This window comes from Streptomyces sp. NPDC127106 (genome assembly GCF_042677605.1).
Classification (GTDB): domain Bacteria; phylum Actinomycetota; class Actinomycetes; order Streptomycetales; family Streptomycetaceae; genus Streptomyces.
The window spans coordinates 1-16,263 of record NZ_JBHXTC010000049.1; the positions used below are offsets into that span (position 1 = coordinate 1).

The 16,263-nt window shown below is 73.5% G+C and carries 10 protein-coding genes; 9 read left to right on the forward strand and 1 reads right to left on the reverse strand.

The window, feature by feature from the left end; translation table 11 throughout:
* Positions 1 to 389 precede the first annotated feature (389 nt).
* The gene (gene gabT, locus ACFVGY_RS29510) at positions 390 to 1,724 is read right to left on the reverse strand and encodes a 4-aminobutyrate--2-oxoglutarate transaminase (protein ID WP_385682798.1); all 1,335 of its coding nucleotides are present in this window, start codon (positions 1,722 to 1,724) and stop codon (positions 390 to 392) included.
* 246 nt (positions 1,725 to 1,970) lie between these two features.
* On the opposite strand from gabT, the gene ACFVGY_RS29515 reads away from it, so the two are divergent.
* The 9 genes from ACFVGY_RS29515 (at position 1,971) to ACFVGY_RS29555 (ending at position 16,160) form a co-directional block, all read left to right on the forward strand.
* Positions 1,971 to 4,337, forward strand: a complete 2,367-nt coding sequence (locus ACFVGY_RS29515; protein WP_385682801.1) for an ATP-binding protein — start codon at positions 1,971 to 1,973, stop codon at positions 4,335 to 4,337.
* 108 nt (positions 4,338 to 4,445) lie between these two features.
* A complete protein-coding gene (locus tag ACFVGY_RS29520) occupies positions 4,446 to 6,026 on the forward strand; it encodes a PucR family transcriptional regulator (protein WP_385682804.1) in 1,581 nt (526 codons plus the stop codon).
* A gap of 235 nt (positions 6,027 to 6,261) precedes the next feature.
* The gene (locus ACFVGY_RS29525) at positions 6,262 to 7,707 is read left to right on the forward strand and encodes an aldehyde dehydrogenase family protein (RefSeq protein ID WP_385682807.1); all 1,446 of its coding nucleotides are present in this window, start codon (positions 6,262 to 6,264) and stop codon (positions 7,705 to 7,707) included.
* A gap of 221 nt (positions 7,708 to 7,928) precedes the next feature.
* Positions 7,929 to 9,872, forward strand: coding sequence for an acyl-CoA dehydrogenase family protein (locus ACFVGY_RS29530; RefSeq protein ID WP_385682810.1), 1,944 nt, complete (start codon positions 7,929 to 7,931; stop codon positions 9,870 to 9,872).
* Between the two features lie 57 nt (positions 9,873 to 9,929).
* Positions 9,930 to 11,264, forward strand: a complete 1,335-nt coding sequence (locus ACFVGY_RS29535) for a hypothetical protein (RefSeq protein WP_385682813.1) — start codon at positions 9,930 to 9,932, stop codon at positions 11,262 to 11,264.
* A 20-nt stretch (positions 11,265 to 11,284) separates the two neighbouring features.
* Entirely contained in the window at positions 11,285 to 12,538 is a 1,254-nt protein-coding gene (dxr, locus tag ACFVGY_RS29540) for a 1-deoxy-D-xylulose-5-phosphate reductoisomerase (protein WP_385682816.1), read from the forward strand.
* Entirely contained in the window at positions 12,535 to 13,836 is a 1,302-nt protein-coding gene (locus tag ACFVGY_RS29545; protein ID WP_385682819.1) for a M50 family metallopeptidase, read from the forward strand. The genes dxr and ACFVGY_RS29545 overlap by 4 nt, the downstream gene beginning before the upstream one ends.
* 175 nt (positions 13,837 to 14,011) lie before the next feature.
* Positions 14,012 to 15,169, forward strand: coding sequence for a flavodoxin-dependent (E)-4-hydroxy-3-methylbut-2-enyl-diphosphate synthase (gene ispG / locus ACFVGY_RS29550; protein ID WP_385682822.1), 1,158 nt, complete (start codon positions 14,012 to 14,014; stop codon positions 15,167 to 15,169).
* A gap of 145 nt (positions 15,170 to 15,314) precedes the next feature.
* A complete protein-coding gene (locus ACFVGY_RS29555) occupies positions 15,315 to 16,160 on the forward strand; it encodes a GNAT family N-acetyltransferase (protein ID WP_385682824.1) in 846 nt (281 codons plus the stop codon).
* Positions 16,161 to 16,263: the final 103 nt, after the last annotated feature.

The following is a 16,263-nucleotide window of genomic DNA, read 5'->3' on the forward strand; positions in this document are numbered from 1 at the left end:
TACCCCGCCGTGGGGCTGCTGCTGGGGGGGGGCGCCCGGCGGATCGAGGTCTCTCCCGCGCCCCGCCCTGCGCGTGCACGCGGCGCGCCCCGCGCCCCCCCCCGGCCTGATCGGGTTGCCGTGCGCCCCGGGGGGTTTGGGGCGTACGGCCGTCCGATCGGTGAGGAGTGCGCGCGAACGCAGGCCCAGTACGGCGCTGGGGAAGCCCGGTACCGGGGTCGCCCCCGGTTTCCCGGGAGCGGGGTGTCTCACTCATCTGCAGAAACCGTACGGCAGCGGAAAGGGGACCGACAGCAGGAACGCGCTCCTGCCATCGGCCCCCCACATCTTCTTCACAGCGCCCGCCCGTTACCGGCGGTACCGACCGGGACGCGTGTTCGGACGGTCGCTCAGATGCCCGCGAAAGCGGCCTCGATGATGTCCAGGCCCTCGTTCAGCAGGTCCTCGCCGATGACGATCGGCGGCAGGAAGCGGAGCACGTTGCCGTAGGTGCCACAGGTGAGGACGATCAGACCCTCGGCGTGGCAGGCCTTGGCCAGCGCGGCAGCGGCCTCCGGGTTCGGGGTCTTGGACTCCGGGTCCTTGACCAGCTCGATGGCGATCATGGCGCCGCGGCCGCGGATGTCGCCGATGATCTCGTGCTTCTCCTGCATCGTGGTCAGGCGCGACTTCATGACGGACTCGATCTTCTTCGCCTTGGCGTTGAGGTCGAGCTCCTTCATGGTCTCGATGGAGCCCAGCGCACCGGCGCAGGCCACCGGGTTGCCGCCGTAGGTGCCGCCCAGGCCGCCCGGGTGCGCGGCGTCCATGATCTCGGCGCGGCCGGTCACGGCGGCCAGCGGCAGACCGCCGGCGATGCCCTTGGCGGTGGTGATCAGGTCCGGGACGATGCCCTCGTCCTCACAGGCGAACCACTGGCCGGTACGGCAGAAGCCGGACTGGATCTCGTCCGCGACGAAGACGATGCCGTTGTCGTTGGCGAACTGCACGATCGCCGGCAGGAAGCCCTTGGCCGGCTCGATGAAGCCGCCCTCGCCGAGCACCGGCTCGATGATGATCGCGGCGACGTTCTCGGCGCCGATCTGCTTGGTGATCTGGTCGATCGCCTGGGCGGCGGCCTCCGGACCGCAGTTCTCGGCACCGGTGGGCCAGCGGTAGCCGTAGGCGACCGGGACGCGGTAGACCTCGGGGGCGAACGGACCGAAGCCGTGCTTGTACGGCATGTTCTTCGCCGTCAGCGCCATGGTGAGGTTGGTGCGGCCGTGGTAGCCGTGGTCGAAGACCACGACGGCCTGGCGCTTGGTGTACGCACGGGCGATCTTGACGGCGTTCTCGACGGCCTCGGCACCGGAGTTGAACAGGGCCGACTTCTTGGCGTGGTCGCCCGGGGTCAGCTCGGCCAGCGCCTCGCAGACCTCCACGTAGCCCTCGTACGGGGTGACCATGAAACAGGTGTGGGTGAAGTCGGCGAGCTGCGCGGTGGCGCGGCGCACGACGGCCTCGGCGGAGCCGCCGACCGAGGTCACGGCGATGCCGGAGCCGAAGTCGATCAGGCGGTTGCCGTCGACGTCCTCGAGGATGCCGCCGTCCAGGCGCTTCGTGAAGACGGGGAGCACGGAGCCCACGCCGCCGGCCACCACGTCGAGACGGCGGGCCTGCAGCTCCTGCGACTTGGGACCGGGGATCGCGGTGACGAGCTTGCGCTCCTGCGGGACAGCAGTCATGGAGGGCTCCTGGAGGTGTTTTCGGACGCACTTGTGTCTTTGTCCGCAGGCTAGGCCCGGGGGAGGGGGTACGGCATGCTCCGTTCGGGAGTGGTCCGTGCGTGTCCTTGTCCGCGGCGGCCATAGGAAGGACGCGGCGCGTGTCGTGCGGACCCACGGCGACACCGGTCGGTACCGGCCCGGATCCGCCGTCGGGCAACTACATTGAGCGACGCAGGACAGGCACGGGCAGGGGGGCAGGTTTTCATGGACACCGACGGCACGCCGCACGGCACCGGCGACAGGCGGCCGCCGCACAGCGGGCACGCCCCGCCCCCCGGTACCGTCCCGCCCCCTACCGGAGGCATGCCGTCGGCCGCCGGACAGGTCCCGCGGCCCGCCGGCCCGCCCCCGGTCCCCACCGTGCCGTCCGCCCCCGCCGCTCCGCCGGTGCCGTCCGCGGCCTCCGCGCCGTCCGCGGCCTCCGCGCCGTCCGCGGCCTCCGCGCCGTCCGCGGCCTCCGCGGTGGTGCCCGTGCCATCCGCGACTGACGCGCCACCCGCCGCCTCCGCCCCGTCCGCACCTTCCGCGCCGTCCGGGCCCGGGCTGCCGCCCAAGCCCGTCCACGCCCCCGGCGTCGGGCCCTCCCTCGCCGACTGGCTGCGCACCCCCCGCGTCCCCGACGGGCCGGGCGTGTGGTCGTACGGGCACGTGCCCCGCCCCGCCGAGGAGCCGGAGCGCACCCCGACCCGGCAGCTCGTCAGCGGGGCCCTGATCGCCCTGCTCGCCGGGCTGCTGCTGTGGTCCCTGCTCTGGAACGGCTACCTGGGCGGCTTCTGGCTCTGGCCGCTCTACATGTTCACGCCCGACTCCTGGGCCGGGACCATGCCCTCCGTCGTCGCCGCCTACACCTGGTACACCATCGTCGGCCTCACCCTCGCCGTCGGCTTCGGGCGCCTCGGCCGCTGGCCCGAGCTGGTCCGCCGCATCCTCGGCAGCCGCGCCGTCAAGGCCGTAGCGACCGTGCACGCCGCCCCCGAGCGGCCCGAGCCCGGCGGCCCCGACGATCCGGCCGGCTGGCCCCAGCTGCGGCAGGCCGGGCTCCCCGACCTCGCCGACCGGCTCGGCGAGGAGGCCGCCTCCGGCCGGATGAACGACGTGGACTACACGCGGATCCGGCGCGCCTGGGACTCCGTACGCGCCGAGCCCTCGCGCGCGGTGGCCTTCGCCGGAGCCGTGCGGGACAAGGGGGCCGCCGCCTGCCTGCACCCCTCCGGCGCCCGCGACCTGCCCGTCCGGGCCGCCCGGCACGACCTGCTGGCCCGGCAGGTCCTGCTCGGCACCGTCGACCCCGGCGTGCGCAACCCGTACGCCCGCCGCGGCACCCGCCTCGCCCTCGACCCCTCCGTGCTCGGCACCTCTCTGCTCGCCGTCGGCCCCTCCGGCGCGGGCAAGACCGACCGGCTCGTCCGGCCCGTCGTCGAATCCCTCGCCCTCCAGGCCCTCGCCGGACAGGCCGCCGTCATCGCCGTCGCCTCGGCCGGCACCCGCCTCGGCCCCGACGACGGCTTCGACGTCGTGGTCCGCGTCGGCGACCCCGACTCCGTCTACGACCTCGACCTCTACGGCGGCACCACCGACCCCGACGAGGCCGCCACCCTGCTCGCCGAGGCCTTCGTCGGCGACGTCCCCGGCCTGGAGGTGCGCCGCGCCGCGACCGCCCTGGCCCAACTCCTCGGCCCGTTCCGGACCGCGTACGGCCGCTTCCCGGTCGTGCCGGAACTGCGCGAGCTCCTCGACCGGGTGCCCGGCGCCCTCGACGGGCTGCGCGCCGACCTCGACGCCGCCGGGCAGCACGTCATGCTCCGCGAGCTCGACGCCCGCGACCGGCAGCACGGCACCCACGGCGACCCCGGACCGGCCCTCGCCGACCGGGTGGCCCTGCTGGACCGGCCCGCCTTCGCCGGCTTCTTCGACACCACCGGCCAGGGGCGCCCCTTCTCCCTGCGCACCCTGGAACACCCGCTGCGGGTCCGCATCGACCTGCCCGAGCGCGGGCACGCCGACGCCTCCCGGATCCTGGCCCGGCTGCTCCTCGCGCAGTTCAACGCCTCCGCCGCCGCCCGCGCCGACCGGTCCCTGTTCGCCTTCCTCGCCTTCGACGACGCCTCGCACACGCTGACCCCGCAGACCGTCCGCGGCCTGCAGCGGTTGCGCTCGGCCAACGCGGGCGTGCTGCTCGCCCTGCGCACCCTGGACGACGTGCCCGAGGTGCTGCGCACCCCGCTGCTCGGCGCGGTCGGCTGCCGGATGGCCTTCTCCGGCGTCACCACCTGGGACGGCAAGCGCTTCGCGGAGGCCTGGGGCACCGAGTGGGTGGAGACCCGCGACGTCACCCACCGGACCGTCTTCGCCGACCAGCCCCTGACCCGGGCCGTGCACGCCTTCCGCAAGCTCGTCACCGGCCAGGCCGTCACCACGGACGCGGTGACCGTGCGACAGGTGGAGCGCGAGCGCTGGTCCGCCTCCGACCTCGCGCACGCCGTACCGCCGGGGCACGCGGTGCTGTCGCTGACCTCGGTGCGCGGGGAACGGGCGGCCCCGCTGCTGGTCCGGCTCGCCGGGACCGGCTGAGCGGACCCGTACGGGGTGGCAGAATCGAGGAGAGCCGTTCATACGACACGGCGAAATCACCTGCTGTGTCCTCGCCGTCTCCGCTCCCGCTAAGGCTCCTGGTACCCGATGCCGCTCACCCTCGCCTCACTCGTCCAGCACTCGGCGCTCAAGCTCAGCGTCCGGGCGGGGGAGGGCCGCCTGGACACCCCCGTGCGCTGGGCCCACGTCAGCGAGCTCGCCGACCCCGTCCCCTATATGGAGGGCGGGGAACTCCTCCTGATCACCGCGATGAAGCTGGACGCCGAGGACCCGCAGGAGATGCGCCGCTACGTCCGTCGCCTCGCCGCGGCCGGCGTCGTCGGCATCGGCTTCGCCGTCGGCGTGAACTACGAGGAGATCCCGCAGGCCCTGGTCGACGCCGCGCGCGCCGAGGACCTCCCGCTGCTGGAAGTACCCCGCCGGACCCCGTTCCTCGCCATCAGCAAGGCCGTCTCCGCGGCCCTCGCCGCCGACCAGTATCGGGCCGTCACCGCCGGCTTCGAGGCGCAGCGCGAGCTGACCCGCGCCGCCCTCGCCTCCGACGGGCCCGCCGAGCTGCTGGCCCGGTTGGCCGCCCACGTCCACGGCTGGGCCGCCCTCTACGACACCTCCGGCGCCGTGGTCGCCGCCGCCCCCGAGTGGGCCGCGCGCCGGGCCGCCCGGCTCACCCCGGACGTGGAGCGGCTCCGCGAGCGCCCGGCCCCGGCCAGCGCCGTCGTCGGCGGCGTCGAGGACCGCGTGGAACTCCAGTCGCTGGGCACGGGCCGGCGGGCTCGCGGTGCCCTCGCCGTGGGCACCGCGGCACCCCTCGGGACCGCCGAGCGGTACGCCGTCCACTCCGCGGTCGCCCTGCTCACCCTCACCACCGAACGCTCGCGGTCGCTGCACGACGCCGAGTCCCGGCTCGGGGCGGCGGTGCTGCGCATGCTGCTGGCCGGGGAGGCCGGCCACGCCCGGACCGTGGCCGGGGACCTGTACGGGGGCCTGCTGGACACCCCGTTCCGGCTGATCGTGGCCGAGCCGGCGCTGCCGGGTACCGCGCAGCCCCAGGGGCTCGCCCTGCTCGCCGACACGATGGAGTCGGCGGCCGCCCGCACCGGGGAGGCGCTGCTGGTGGTGCCCGAGCCGGGAAGGCTGCTGGTACTGGCCACCGACGGCGGCGCGGCCGTCCAGGCCTGCGCCGACCACGCCGAGGCCCTCGACGCGCGGCGCGGCCGCGAGTCCACCGGCCCCGAACCGGACGAGCTGGTGGCCGGGATGTCCGGGCCCGCCGACCCGTCCGGCGTGGCGGCGGCGTACAAGCAGGCCGACCAGGCCCTCGCCGTGGCCCGCCGGCGCGGCCGCCCGATGGTGGAGCACGAGGACCTCGCGGCCGGCTCGGTGCTCCCGCTGCTCGCGGACGAGGCCGTACGGGCCTTCGCGGACGGCACGCTGCGGGCGCTGCGCGAGCACGACGAGAAGGGCCGCGGCGATCTGGTGGCCTCCCTACGGGCCTGGCTCTCGCGGCACGGTCAGTGGGACGCGGCCGCCGCCGACCTCGGCGTGCACCGGCACACCCTGCGCTACCGGATGCGGCGGGTGGAGGAGATCCTCGGCCGCTCGCTGGACGACCCGGACGTCCGCATGGAGTTGTGGCTCGCCCTCAAGGCGTCCGCGCCCGCGTCGTAGCCGCCGCCCGAGGGGCCGCCCGAGAGGCCGCCCGAGAGGCCGCGCGGGGGCCGAACGGGGGCCGCGCGGGGAGGCCGCACGCAGAGGGCGGCGGAAATACTGCCAATCCGGCGAAGCGGGGCGCGGAGGTTCTCCACCACGGACAAGCCACAGAGTCGGCGCCTCGCCCTACCGTGAGAGGGACAGGCGGCGCTCTGCGCCGCACACCGCACACATCCGAAGGGCCGGGATCCGCATGACCTCCACCCACGCCTTCTGGCTCGCCGGCCGCCTGGCCACCGGCGAGGACAGCTTCGACGTCCACAACCCGTGGGACGGCCGTCTCGTCGGCACCGTCAGCGTGCCGACGGACGCCCAGGTCGAAGAGGCCGTGGCCGCGGCCCACGCCGTGACGGCGGAGTTCTCCGCGACCCCCGCCCACGTCCGGGCCGCCGCCCTGGACCACGTGTCCAAGCGGCTCGTCGAGCGCACCGAGGAGATCGCCCAGCTGATCTCCGCCGAGAACGGCAAGCCGATCAAGTGGGCCCGCGGCGAGGTCGGCCGTGCGGTGTCCGTGTTCCGCTTCGCCGCGGAGGAGGCCCGCCGCTTCAACGGCGGCGAGGCCCAGCGCCTGGACACCGACGCCGGCGGTGTCGGCCGTCTGGCCCTGACCCGCCGCTTCGTCAAGGGCCCGGTCCTCGGCATCGCGCCGTTCAACTTCCCGCTGAACCTGTGCGCGCACAAGGTGGCCCCGGCCATCGCCGTCGGTGCGCCGATCATCCTCAAGCCGGCCCCGGCCACCCCGCTCTCCGGCCTGATCCTCGGCGAACTGCTCGCCGAGACCGACCTCCCGGCCGGCTCCTGGTCGGTCCTGCCGGTCGCCAACGACAAGATGCCGGCCCTCGTCCAGGACGACCGCCTGCCCGTCATCTCCTTCACCGGCTCCGACACGGTCGGCTACGCCATCCAGCAGTCGGTGCCGCACAAGCACTGCACCCTGGAGCTCGGCGGCAACGCCGCCGCCGTCGTCCTCGACGACTGGTCCTCCGAGGCCGACCTCGACTGGGCCGCGACCCGCATCGCGACCTTCTCCAACTACCAGGCCGGCCAGTCCTGCATCTCCGTGCAGCGCGTGATCGCCGACGCCTCCGTCTACGACCGCCTCGTCGAGAAGGTCGTCGCCAAGGTCCAGGCCCAGGTCACCGGCGACCCGTCCGACGACGCCACCGACGTCGGCCCGCTCGTCTCCGAGGACGCCGCCAAGCGCGTCGAATCCTGGGTCGACGAGGCCGTCTCCGCCGGCGCCAAGCTGCTCACCGGCGGCAAGCGCGAGGGCGCCTCCTACGAGCCGACCGTCCTCGCCGACCTGCCCGACGGCGTCACCCTCGCCTGCGAGGAGGTCTTCGGCCCGGTCCTCACCCTGCACAAGGTCGAGAACACCGACGAGGCCTTCGCCAAGGTCAACGACTCCAAGTTCGGCCTGCAGACCGGCGTCTTCACCCACGACGTCCAGACCGCGTTCCGCGCCCACCGCGAGCTCGAGGTCGGCGGCGTGATCATCGGCGACGCCCCGTCCTACCGCGCCGACCAGATGCCCTACGGCGGCGTCAAGCAGTCCGGTGTCGGGCGCGAGGGCGTCCGCTACGCGATGGACGACTACACGTACGAGCGGGTCCTGGTCCTGACCGGCCTGAACATCTGATTTCGTACGTCCACTTGGCCGACGGCCGGAGCCTACTGTGCGGGGGCTCCGGCCGTCCCCCTTTCCCCCAGCCCAGCCGGGTTCCTCCCACCCAGCCCACCCGGCGTTCCCCCGGTCGGCCCCTCCCGGCTTTTCCGGCGTGGAGGAAGCGGGTACGACTCACAGGTAGCACCGGCCGGTAGGCCGGTCCCACCGACTCCGGCGGCGAGGTGAGCCCCCTCATGTCCGCAACACAGCCCGCACAGCCCAAGGTGACCGAGCGCGACGCACGGCAGGTCGCGGAGGCGGCCAGGGAACAGGACTGGCACAAACCGAGCTTCGCCAAGGAACTCTTCCTCGGCAGGTTCCGCCTCGACCTGATCCATCCGCACCCGCAGCCCGCCGACGAGGACGTCCGGCGCGGCGAGGCCTTCCTGGCCCGGCTCCGGGCGTTCTGCGAGACCGCCGTCGACGGCCCCCGCATCGAGCGGGAGGCCCGCATCCCCGACGAGACCGTGCGCGGGCTCAAGGAGCTCGGCGCCCTCGGGATGAAGATCGACCCCAAGTACGGGGGCCTCGGTCTGACGCAGGTGTACTACAACAAGGCGCTGGCGCTCGTCGGCTCGGTCAGCCCCGCCATCGGAGCCCTGCTCTCCGCCCACCAGTCGATCGGCGTCCCGCAGCCGCTGAAGATGTTCGGCACGCAGGAGCAGAAGGAAACCTTCCTCCCGCGCTGCGCCACCACCGCCATCAGCGCGTTCCTGCTCACCGAGCCGGACGTCGGCTCCGACCCGGCCCGGCTGGCCACCACCGCCGTCCCGGACGGCGACGACGCGTACCTCCTCGACGGCGTGAAGCTGTGGACCACCAACGGGGTCGTCGCGGACCTGCTCGTGGTCATGGCCCGGGTGCCCGCCTCCGAGAACCACCGCGGCGGGATCACCGCCTTCGTCGTCGAGGCCGACTCGCCCGGCATCACCGTCGAGCACCGCAACGCCTTCATGGGCCTGCGCGGCCTGGAGAACGGCGTCACCCGCTTCCACCGGGTCCGGGTCCCCGCCTCGCAGCGCATCGGCGCCGAGGGAGCCGGCCTGAAGATCGCGCTGACCACCCTCAACACGGGCCGGCTGTCCCTGCCCGCCATGTGCGTCGGCGCCGGCAAGTGGTGCCTGAAGATCGCCCGCGAGTGGTCCGGCGTCCGCGAGCAGTGGGGCCGCCCGGTCGCCCGCCACGAGGCCGTCGGCGCCAAGATCTCCTTCATCGCCGCCACCACCTTCGCGCTGGAGGCCGTCGTCGACCTCGCCTCCCAGATGGCCGACGAGGACCGCAACGACATCCGCATCGAGGCCGCCCTCGCCAAGCTCTACGGCTCGGAAATGGCCTGGCTCATGGCCGACGAGCTGGTCCAGATCCGCGGCGGACGCGGCTTCGAGACGGCCGAGTCGCTCGCCGCCCGCGGCGAGCGCGCCGTCCCCGCCGAGCAGCTGCTGCGCGACCTGCGCATCAACCGGATCTTCGAGGGCTCCACGGAGATCATGCACCTGCTGATCGCCCGCGAGGCCGTCGACGCCCACCTGTCGGTCGCCGGCGACCTCATCGACCCCGACAAGGACCTCGGGGACAAGGCCAGGGCGGGCGCCCGCGCCGCCGGTTTCTACGCCCGCTGGCTGCCCAAGCTCGCCACCGGCGCCGGCCAGGTTCCCGGCAGCTACCGCGAGTTCCACCCCGCCGGTCACCCCGACCTCTCCGTCCACCTGCGCCACGTGGAGCGCAGCGCCCGCAAGCTCGCCCGGTCGACCTTCTACGCCATGTCCCGCTGGCAGGGCCGGATGGAGACCAAGCAGGGCTTCCTCGGCCGGATCGTCGACATCGGCGCCGAGCTCTTCGCGATGAGCGCGGCCTGCGTCCGCGCCGAGCACCTGCGCGCCACCGGCGACCACGGCCGCGAGGCCTACCAGCTGGCCGACGCCTTCTGCCGGCAGTCCCGCATCCGCGTCGAGGAGCTCTTCGGGCGGCTCTGGAGCAACACCGACGACATGGACCGCAAGGTCGTCGCCGGGGTGCTCGCCGGCAACTACACCTGGCTGGAAGAGGGCGTCCTCGACCCCTCCGGGGACGGCCTGTGGATCGCCGACGCCGCCCCCGGCCCGTCCACCCGGGAAAACGTTCACCGTCCCTTCCGCTGACCTGCGATCATCGCCGGGCGCCGGTTGAGGCGTACACCGCCGGCGATGGGGAATCGGATGCATGTGAACGCGGACAGGGAGAGCCGGAGGCTCGCCTGGTGCGTGGCGCTGCTGCTGCGTCACGCACCGGACGCCGTCGTCGCCGACGTCCTCGGGCGGCTCGACGCCCCCACCCGCCGCTACCTGTGTCGCGACGAGTACCTGCCGGCGCCCGTCGTCACCCTGCTGCTGCGGGAGGGCACCGCCGAGGACCGCACCACCGTCGCCCGCAACCCGCACGTCCTCGGCCGCCCGCTGCCCGGCCTGCCCGGCCCCGCCCGATACGCCGCCCGTCCCGGCCCCTCGCCCGCCCTGCTGGCCACCCTCGGTGCCCAACTGGGGCGGGCGCCGGAGCCGCCGCTGACCAGCGCCGAGGTGGTCGGCCTGCTGCGCCTGCACGGCCGCCGCCGCCCGCGGGTCCCGCTCAGCATCCTGACCCTGGACCACGAGCTCGATCCCGCCCTGCTGCTGCGCGAGCACGCCCGCTCCCCGCTGCCGCCCGGCTCCGCCGAGGCGCTGCTGCTGGTCGGCGACCTCGACCGGCAGACCTGCCTCGCACTGCTCGACACCCGCGCGCAGGAGGCGTACGGCCCCGACTGGCACCGGCCTGCGGTCCGCGCCGTCCGCACCGGCACCCTGACCTTCGACGAGCTCGCGGCGGCCGTGGCACCGGCCCACCGCACGCTGCTGCTCGGGCAGCTGCACGCCACCGCCAACCTGGGCTGGAACCTCGACGAACGGACCGGCATGCGCGCCGCCCTGACCCGGGCACTGCGCCCCGTACTCGGCGACGACCCGCGGCTGTGGGCCGAACTCGGCCGCCACGCCCCCGGGTTCCGCGGCACGCTGCCCGAGCTGGCGGCCGCGGTGGCCGCCGGGGACGCTCCCCGGCCGAGCCCGCAGGGCGCGATAGCCACCCTCGGCCAGGCCGTCACGGACCTCGCCCCCGGCTCCCCGCGGCCGGCCGCCGGCGGCGTCGACCGCGAGCTGGCCCTGGTCAGCCTCGGGGTCCCGAACGCCATGGGCGACGTGCGGGAGGACATCCGCTGGGTCCGCGGCTGTCTGGACCGCGGCCTGCTCACCGGAACCGACGTCGTCCGGCACAAGGCACCCGCGGCCTGGGCGCTGGACGAGGACCACTGGCTGGGCGACACCGACCACCCCGACCGGTACGACCGGCCCGGCGCCGTCCTGGCTGCCCGCGCCGAGGTCGACCGGCTGTGCGACGCCGCCCTCGGCACCGACCCCGACGCCTGGTGGGCCGCCGCCCGTGCCCTGCCCGACTACGTCGGGACCCTGCCCGAGCTGCTCGCCGACGTCCTGCGCAGGGACTCCGTGTCCGAGCGCTCCTGAGTTGCCGCGACAATGGGGGGATGAGCGACAGTCCAGCCCCCCTCGCCGATCCGCACCTCCTCTTCGACGCCGCGGCCGGCCGCCGGGACATCGTCGTCCTCGGCTCCACCGGGTCCATCGGCACCCAGGCCATCGACCTGGCCCTGCGCAACCCGGACCGGTTCCGGGTGACCGCGCTGTCCGCCGCGGGCGGGCGCCCGGGGTTGCTGGCCGAGCAGGCCCGGCAGCTGCGGGTCAACGCCGTGGCCGTGGCCCGCGAGGACGCCGTACCGGCCCTGAAAGAGGCGCTGAGCGCCGCGTACGGAGCCTCCGAGCCGCTGCCTGAGATCCTGGCCGGGCCGGACGCCGCGACCGAGCTCGCCGGCTCCCCGTGCCACACCGTCCTCAACGGCATCACCGGCTCCATCGGCCTCGCACCGACCCTCGCCGCGCTCCGGGCCGGCCGGACCCTCGCCCTGGCCAACAAGGAATCCCTGATCGTCGGCGGCCCGCTGGTCAAGGAGCTCGCGCAGCCCGGCCAGATCATCCCGGTCGACTCCGAGCACGCCGCCCTCTTCCAGGCCCTCGCCGCCGGCACCCGGGCCGACGTCCGCAAGCTCGTGGTCACCGCCTCCGGCGGCCCGTTCCGCGGCCGCACCCGCGCCGAGCTGGCGTCCGTCACCGTCGAGGACGCGCTCGCGCACCCCACCTGGGCCATGGGCCCGGTTATCACCGTCAACTCGGCGACCCTGGTCAACAAGGGGCTGGAGGTCATCGAGGCGCACCTGCTCTACGACATCCCGTTCGACCGCATCGAGGTCGTCGTCCACCCCCAGTCCTACGTCCACTCGATGGTGGAGTTCTCCGACGGCTCCACCCTCGCCCAGGCCACCCCGCCGGACATGCGCGGGCCCATCGCGATCGGCCTCGGCTGGCCGCAGCGGGTCCCGGACGCCGCCCCCGCCTTTGACTGGACCAAGGCGTCGACCTGGGAGTTCTTCCCGCTCGACACCGAGGCCTTCCCGGCCGTGGACCTGGCCCGGCACGTGGGCGCGCTCGGCTCCACCGCCCCCGCCGTGTTCAATGCGGCGAACGAGGAGTGCGTGGACGCGTTCCTGGCCGGTCGGCTGCCGTTCACAGCAATCATGGATACGGTCTCTGCCGTGGTCGATGAGCACGGGACGCCCGGCACGGGAACTTCCCTCACCGTGGAGGACGTCCTCGAAGCGGAGACCTGGGCCAGGGCCCGGGCACGGGAGATGGCGGCACAGGCCGCCGTGGAGGCGCGCGCATGACAGCACTCATGACGGTGCTCGGCATACTCATCTTCGTATTCGGGCTACTGGTCTCCATCGCCTGGCACGAGCTCGGCCACCTCTCCACGGCCAAGCTCTTCGGCATCCGCGTGCCCCAGTACATGGTCGGCTTCGGCCCGACCATCTGGTCGCGGCACAAGGGCGAGACGGAGTACGGGATCAAGGCCATCCCGATGGGCGGCTACATCCGCATGATCGGGATGTTCCCGCCCGGCGACGACGGCAAGGTCACCGCCCGGTCGACCTCGCCGTTCCGCTCGATGATCGAGGACGCCCGCTCGGCGGCGTACGAGGAGCTCAAGCCGGGCGACGAGACGCGGCTCTTCTACACGCGCAAGCCGTGGAAGCGCGTCATCGTGATGTTCGCCGGCCCGTTCATGAACCTGGTGCTGGCGCTCGCGGTCTTCTTCGGCGTCTGGATGACCTTCGGCGTCAACCAGACCACCACGAAGATCGCCAGCGTCTCGCCGTGCGTCATCCAGCAGAGCGAGAAGCGCGAGGTCTGCAAGGACGGCGACCCGGTCGCCCCCGCCAAGGCCGCCGGACTGCGCGCGGACGACCGGATCGTCGCGTTCAACGGCCGCGGCGTGTCCGACTGGTCCACCCTGCAGAAGCGCATCCGCGACACCGTGGGCCCCGCCACCGTCACCGTCGAGCGGGACGGGCAGCGCCTCACCCTGCCCGTGACCCTCATCGAGAACCGGGTCGCCAAGACCGACGGCCACGGCGGCTACGTCAAGGGCGAGTACGTCACGGCCGGCTGGCTCGGCTTCAGCCCGAAGAGCGAGACCACCGCCCTGACCTTCGGCCAGTCCGTCGGCCACATGGGCGAGGAGATCGACCGCAGCCTCGAAGGACTGCTCAAGCTGCCCGCCAAGATCCCCGGGCTGTGGAACGCCGCCTTCGACGGAGCCGAGCGCGAACCCGACTCCCCGATGGGCATCGTCGGCGCCGCCCGGATCAGCGGCGAGATCGCCACCCTCGACATCCCGGCCACCGACCGGCTGGTGTTCTTCCTCCAGCTCGTCGGCTACTTCAACCTCTCCCTGTTCCTGTTCAACATGCTCCCGCTGCTGCCGCTCGACGGCGGGCACATCGCGGGCGCCCTGTGGGAGTCGGTGCGGCGCGCGGTGGCCAAGGTGTTCCGCCGGCCCGACCCCGGCCCGTTCGACGTGGCCAAGCTGATGCCCGCCGCGTACGTGGTGGCCGGCGTGTTCGTCTGCTTCACGCTGCTCGTCCTCGTGGCCGACGTGGTGAACCCGATCAAGATCACCTGATTCGACCGCATGTGCACCAGCTGCGCAACGGGCCGGGCACGTACTGTGCCCGGCCCACTGCGTACGGGTGTCCGGGGCCCCTCGGATGCAAGGGCCGCGCCGACGTTGGCGTAACCTCGAAGCCGGAGCCCGCCGATCTCGGGACCTCGATCCACACCTTGGGGTTGCACAGCAGATGACTGCCATCTCTCTCGGAATGCCGTCCGTGCCGACGAAGCTTGCCGACCGCCGGGTCAGCCGCAAGATCCAGGTCGGCACGGTGGCCGTCGGTGGCGACGCACCCGTGTCGGTGCAGTCCATGACCACCACCCGTACCTCCGACATCGGCGCCACGCTCCAGCAGATCGCCGAGCTGACCGCGTCCGGCTGCGAGATCGTCCGCGTGGCCTGCCCGACCCAGGACGACGCCGACGCCCTCGCCGTCATCGCGAAGAAGTCGCAGATCCCGGTCATCGCCGACATCCACTTCCAGCCCAAGTACGTGTTCGCCGCGATCGACGCCGGCTGCGCCGCCGTCCGCGTGAACCCGGGCAACATCAAGCAGTTCGACGACAAGGTCAAGGAGATCGCGAAGGCCGCCGGCGACGCCGGCACCCCGATCCGCATCGGCGTCAACGCCGGCTCCCTCGACCGCCGCCTGCTGCAGAAGTACGGCAAGGCCACCCCCGAGGCCCTGGTCGAGTCCGCGCTGTGGGAGTGCTCCCTCTTCGAGGAGCACGGCTTCCGCGACATCAAGATCTCGGTCAAGCACAACGACCCGGTCGTGATGGTCAACGCCTACCGCCAGCTGGCCGCCCAGTGCGACTACCCGCTGCACCTCGGCGTCACCGAGGCCGGCCCCGCCTTCCAGGGCACCATCAAGTCCGCCGTCGCCTTCGGCGCCCTGCTCGCCGAGGGCATCGGCGACACCATCCGCGTCTCCCTCTCGGCCCCGCCGGTCGAGGAGGTCAAGGTCGGCCGTCAGATCCTGGAGTCGCTGAACCTCAAGCCGCGCCGCCTGGAGATCGTCTCCTGCCCCTCCTGCGGTCGTGCCCAGGTGGACGTCTACAAGCTGGCCGAAGAGGTCACCGCCGGCCTCACCGGCATGGAGGTCCCGCTCCGCGTCGCGGTCATGGGCTGCGTCGTCAACGGCCCGGGCGAGGCCCGCGAGGCCGACCTCGGCGTCGCCTCCGGCAACGGCAAGGGCCAGATCTTCGTCAAGGGCGAGGTCATCAAGACCGTCCCCGAGTCGAAGATCGTGGAGACCCTCATCGAGGAGGCGATGAAGATCGCCGAGCAGATGGAGAAGGACGGCGTCGCCTCCGGCGAGCCCACCGTCGCCATCGGCGTCTGAACCCCGCCAGCACCCCGCACGCCCCGGCCCCGTTCCCGCAGCTCGCGGGCGGGGCCGCGGCCTTTTCGTGACCGGTGCGGCCGGGCGATCCCCCCGCCCGGCGGGTACAGTTCGACAGATCAGCAGCCCTGTAGGTGAGGCCCCAGTGTTGACGCAGACCACCACGCGGGTCCTTGAGCCCAGCGATCTCGACGCCGCGCTCGCGATCCTCGAGCGCGAGCCGGTCGAGAACGCCTTCGTCACCTCCCGGGTCCAGGTCGCCGGACTCGACCCCTGGCGCCTGGGGGGCGAAATGTGGGGCTACTACGCGGGCGGCGGGCTGCGCTCCCTGTGCTACGCCGGCGCCAACCTCGTCCCCGTCTGCGCCGGCCCCGACGCCGTACGGGCCTTCGCCGACCGCGCCCGGCGCACGGGCCGCCGCTGTTCCTCCATCGTCGGCCCCGCCGAGGCCACCGGGCTGCTGTGGCGGCTCCTGGAGCCCAGCTGGGGACCGGCCCGCGAGGTCCGCGCCCACCAGCCCCTCATGGTCACCGACCGGTCGTCCACCGAGGTCCGGCCCGACCCGCTCGTCCGCCGCATCCGCAAGGACGAGATGGACCTGATCATGCCCGCCTGCGTGGCCATGTTCACCGAGGAGGTCGGCGTCTCGCCGCTGGCCGGCGACGGCGGCCTCCTCTACCAGGCCCGGGTCGCCGAGCTGGTCGGTTCCGGCCGCTCCTTCGCCCGCGTCGAGGACGGCAAGGTCGTCTTCAAGGCGGAGATCGGCGCCGCCACCGCCTCCGCCTGCCAGATCCAGGGCGTGTGGGTCGCCCCCGAGTTCCGCGGCCGCGGCCACTCCGAGACCGGCATGGCCGCCGTCGTCGACTTCGCGCTGCGCGACGTCGCGCCCGTGGTCAGCCTGTACGTCAACGACTACAACGCCGCCGCGCGAGCGGCGTACCGGCGCGTCGGCTTCCGCGAGGTCGGCGCGTTCATGAGCGTCCTGTTCTAGGCGGCCGTCGGCGCCGCGGAAGCCGACGCGCCGGGCGGACCCGGTCGGGGCATGGCTCGGGAACGGCCGGGGCACGGACGAGGAACGGTCGGCGGGAACTCCC